This is a genomic window from Roseateles sp. (assembly GCF_046300915.1).
Taxonomy (GTDB): domain Bacteria; phylum Pseudomonadota; class Gammaproteobacteria; order Burkholderiales; family Burkholderiaceae_C; genus Kinneretia.
The window spans coordinates 1-3,816 of the sequence record NZ_JBKCLH010000184.1 but is presented as its reverse complement, the minus strand read 5'-3'; the positions used below and the strand labels follow the sequence as shown (position 1 = coordinate 3,816).

Below are 3,816 nucleotides of genomic sequence, written 5' to 3'. Positions count from 1 at the left end.
CCCCTGCCCGGCCCGCCGCGCCCAAGGGGCCGGCTTTGTGGCTGGTCTACTGGCCCGTCTGGCTCTGCCTGCTGCTGAGCCTGCTGCTGGGCCTCTGGCTGCAAGGCCAGGAGCAGATCAGCCGGGCCCTCGACGAGCGCCGGCAGGTGGAACAGCGCCTGACCGCGCTGCGCGACCGCCTGGAGGCCACCGGCCAGTCCACCTTCGCGCCCACCCTGAACCTGAGCACCATGATCCAGGTGGACGGCGGGCTGAACGAGCAGCGCTTCGAGCTCATGCTGCAACGCACCATGCCCTTGCTGCCCCATCTGCGCAGTGTGGTGGCCGCACCCGATGATGTGGCCCGCCATGTCTATCCGCGCTCGGGCAATGAGGCGGTGCTCAACCTGGACTACCGCAGCGTGCCGGCCCAGTGGGCCCAGGTCGAGGAGGCTCGGCGCCTGCGTCAGCCCCTGCTGCGCGCCCCGGTGAACCTGGTGCAGGGTGGCCAGGGCGTGATTCAACGCAGCCCCGTGTTCCTTCGTGACGAGCGTGGCGAGTCGCGCTACTGGGGTGTGGTCTCCGTGGTCGCCGATCTGGGACGATTCATCGCCGCCGCCGGCCTGCCCCATGAGGCGGGGCTGGAGATGGCCTTGCATGCCAGCAATGGCGGGGGCCAGCCCGGTGCCTTGATCTGGGGCTCGGCCGAGTTGCAGCGCCTGTCCGCGGCGGAGCGCGTGATCCTGCCCGCCCGGCTGCCCGGCGCCGACTGGCTGCTGCTCGCTCGCCCCGTGAACGGCTGGGGTGGCGGTGCGGGGCTCAGCACCAGCTTGCTGGCGTTGTGGGGCGGCTGTGGTCTGGTCACCCTGCTGGTGGGCCTGCTGACCCGCATGTGGCGGGCCCAGTGCCGGGACAACGAAGCCCTGAGCCGCGAGATCGAGCAAGGCCGGCTGATGCGGGCCGAGCTGGAGGAGTCGCAATCGCGCTTTCGCACCCTGGCGGCCCTGGCCAGCGACTGGGTCTGGGAGCAGGACGCCGACTTGCGCTTCACCTACATCTCCCGCGTGGCCGAAGAGGCCACCAACACCTCCTCCGATCTGGTACTGGGCTTCAAGCGCTGGGAGTCCCCCGTCCTGGTACCCGGTACGGACTGGGAGGCCCACAAGCGCAGCCTGGAGCGCCGCGAGACCTTCAAGGATTTCGAGTATGCGCAGATCGCGGCAGACGGCCGCAGACGCTACCTGAGCGTCTCCGGCGCCCCTTTCTTCGATGCGGAGGGCAACTTCTGCGGCTACCGTGGCACGGGGCGAGACATCACGGTACAGCGCCAAGCCGAGGCAGAGCTTCAGGCGGCGCGCGACGGGCTGCAGGCGGTGCTGGATGCGGCCATGGAAGTGGCCGTCATCGCCACCGATGCCCAGGATCGCATCACCGTCTTCAACCGGGGTGCCGAGCGCATGCTGGGCTATCAGGCCCAGGATGTGATGGGGCACAGCCCCAAGGCATGGCATCTACCCGAGGAGATCGAGGCCCGCGCCGCGGCGCTGAGTCGGAGTCTGGGGCGCAGGGTCGACAAGAGCGAAGCCTTTGCCGCCCGTGCGCTGCTGGAGGGCAGCGACACGCAGATCTGGACCATGGTCCGCCGGGATGGCAGCCGGCTCGAAGTCTCCCTGACGGTGAGCGTGGTGTACTCGCGCCAAGGCGAGCTGATCGGTTTCCTCGGTGTGGCCCGGGACATCAGCGCCCAACTGCAGGCGGAGCGTGAACTGCGCGCGCTCAATGCGGAACTGGAGTCGCGTGTGACGGCCCGTGCCGCCGAACTGGCCCAGACCCGTGACACCTTGCAACATGCCCAGACCGAATTGCTGCGCGCCGAGCGCATGGCGGCCTTGGGCTCCCTGGTTGCCGGCGTGGCTCACGAACTCAATACCCCGCTGGGCAACTGCCTGACCACGGCCTCCACCCTGGAAAGCCGCAGCCGGGAGATCGCGGCCCAGTTGGCGGCCGGCAATATGCGGCGGTCCACCCTGGAGGCCTACCTCAACGATACGGCCGTGGCGAACGGCATTCTGCTGCGCGGCCTGAACAGCGCCTGCGCCCTGGTGCAGCACTTCAAGCAGCTCTCCGTGGACCAGACCAGCGAGCAGCGTCGCCGCTTTGCCTTGCACGATGTGGTGGGTGATGTGCTGGGGCTGGCCCATGCGCGCTGGAAGACCACGCCCTACCGCATCGTGACCGAGTTGCGGCCCCTGCCTCAAGAGCTGGACAGCTACCCTGGCCCCCTGGGGCAGGTGCTGTCCAACCTGCTTCAGAACGCCCTGATGCATGCGTTCGAAGGGCGTGCTGAAGGTCATCTACGCATCGCAGCGAGCCCCCTGGACGATCAGCAGCTGGAGTTGCTGGTCGAGGACGATGGCCTGGGCATGAGCGAAGACGTGCGTCGTCGCGCCTTCGACCCCTTCTTCACCACCAAGCTGGGCCGCGGCGGCACGGGTCTGGGACTGAACATCGTCTACAACATCGTCCATGATGTGCTGGGCGGACGACTGGAACTGCTCGAACGCCCGGGTGGCGGGACCCGGTTTGTGATCATCCTGCCTTATGCGGCTCCGCTGCTGCAAACCCCGGCCGGCGATACCGCGAGCACCCGTCGCCCAGGCGCTGCTTAGGGCCAAGCCCATACCGCCACATCGTTGGCGCCTTGAGCCTAGACTGCGGCCACCATGTCGCAGATACCACCCCTGTCCGTTCTGGACCTTGCGCCCATCGTGGCCGGCAGCGATGCCGTCACCGCCCTGCACAACTGCCTGGCCCTGGCCCGCCACGCCGAGGCTCTGAGCTACCACCGCTTCTGGGTGGCCGAGCATCACAATATGGACGGTGTGGCCAGCGCCGCCACCGCGGTGCTGATCGGCCAGATCGCGCGCGCCACCGAGCGCATCCGCGTGGGCTCGGGCGGCATCATGCTGCCCAACCATGCGCCGCTGACGATTGCCGAGCAGTTCGGCACCCTGGCCAGCTTCTTTCCCGGCCGCATCGACCTGGGCCTGGGCCGCGCGCCGGGGACCGACGGCCCCACCATGCGAGCCCTGCGCCGTCATCTGAGCAGCGCGGCCGAGGACCGCTTCCCGCAGGATGTGCAGGAGCTGCAAGCCTATCTGGGCCCGGCCCGCGAGGGTCAGGTCGTGCGCGCCATTCCCGGTCAGGGCACCGAGGTGCCGATCTGGCTGCTGGGCTCCAGCCTCTACAGCGCCCAGCTCGCCGCCTACCTGGGCCTGCCCTTCGCCTTTGCCTCGCATTTCGCACCGGAGCTGCTGATGCAGGCCCTGGACCTCTACCGCAGCCAGTACCGGCCCAGCACCCGTCACCCCAAGCCGCACGCCATGGTGGGGCTCAATGTGATCGTGGCCGACAGCGATGAGCAGGCGCAGCGCCTCTTCACCTCCCTGCAGCAGCGCTTCCTGGGCATGCAGCGCGGCCAGCGCGGCCCCCTGCCGCCGCCGGTCGACGATATGAAAACGCGCTGGACCCCGCCCGAGAAGGCTGGCGTGGCTCGCATGCTGGCCGAATCGGTGGTGGGCTCGCCGGTCACGGTGCGTGCCGGTCTGCGTGCCACGGCCGAGCGCACCGGCGCGGACGAGTTCATCGTGGCCAGCGCCCTGCACGACTTCGGCGCCCGCCTGCGGTCCTACGAGCTGCTGGCGCAACTGGCGGCCTGAAGGCGCGCGCGGCCGGGGCGCGCTCGGGAAATTTGTCAGCAGCCTCAGGCGAGACGAGGGCCCGACGGGTCACGCCGCCCAAATTACTGTATATTTATACAGCATCTTGAGCAGCACG

Annotated in this window: 2 protein-coding genes; both read left to right on the top strand. The window is 68.9% G+C overall.

What is annotated here, in order from left to right; all coding sequences use genetic code 11:
• The coding region (locus ACK5F2_RS13770) for a PAS domain S-box protein (RefSeq protein ID WP_409865492.1) at positions 1-2,648 on the top strand (2,648 nt) is incomplete at its 5' end.
• 63 nt (positions 2,649-2,711) lie between these two features.
• Positions 2,712-3,698 (top strand): LLM class flavin-dependent oxidoreductase, encoded by a 987-nt coding sequence (locus ACK5F2_RS13765; RefSeq protein ID WP_409865494.1) that lies wholly within the window; start codon positions 2,712-2,714, stop codon positions 3,696-3,698.
• The last annotated feature ends 118 nt before the right edge of the window (positions 3,699-3,816 follow it).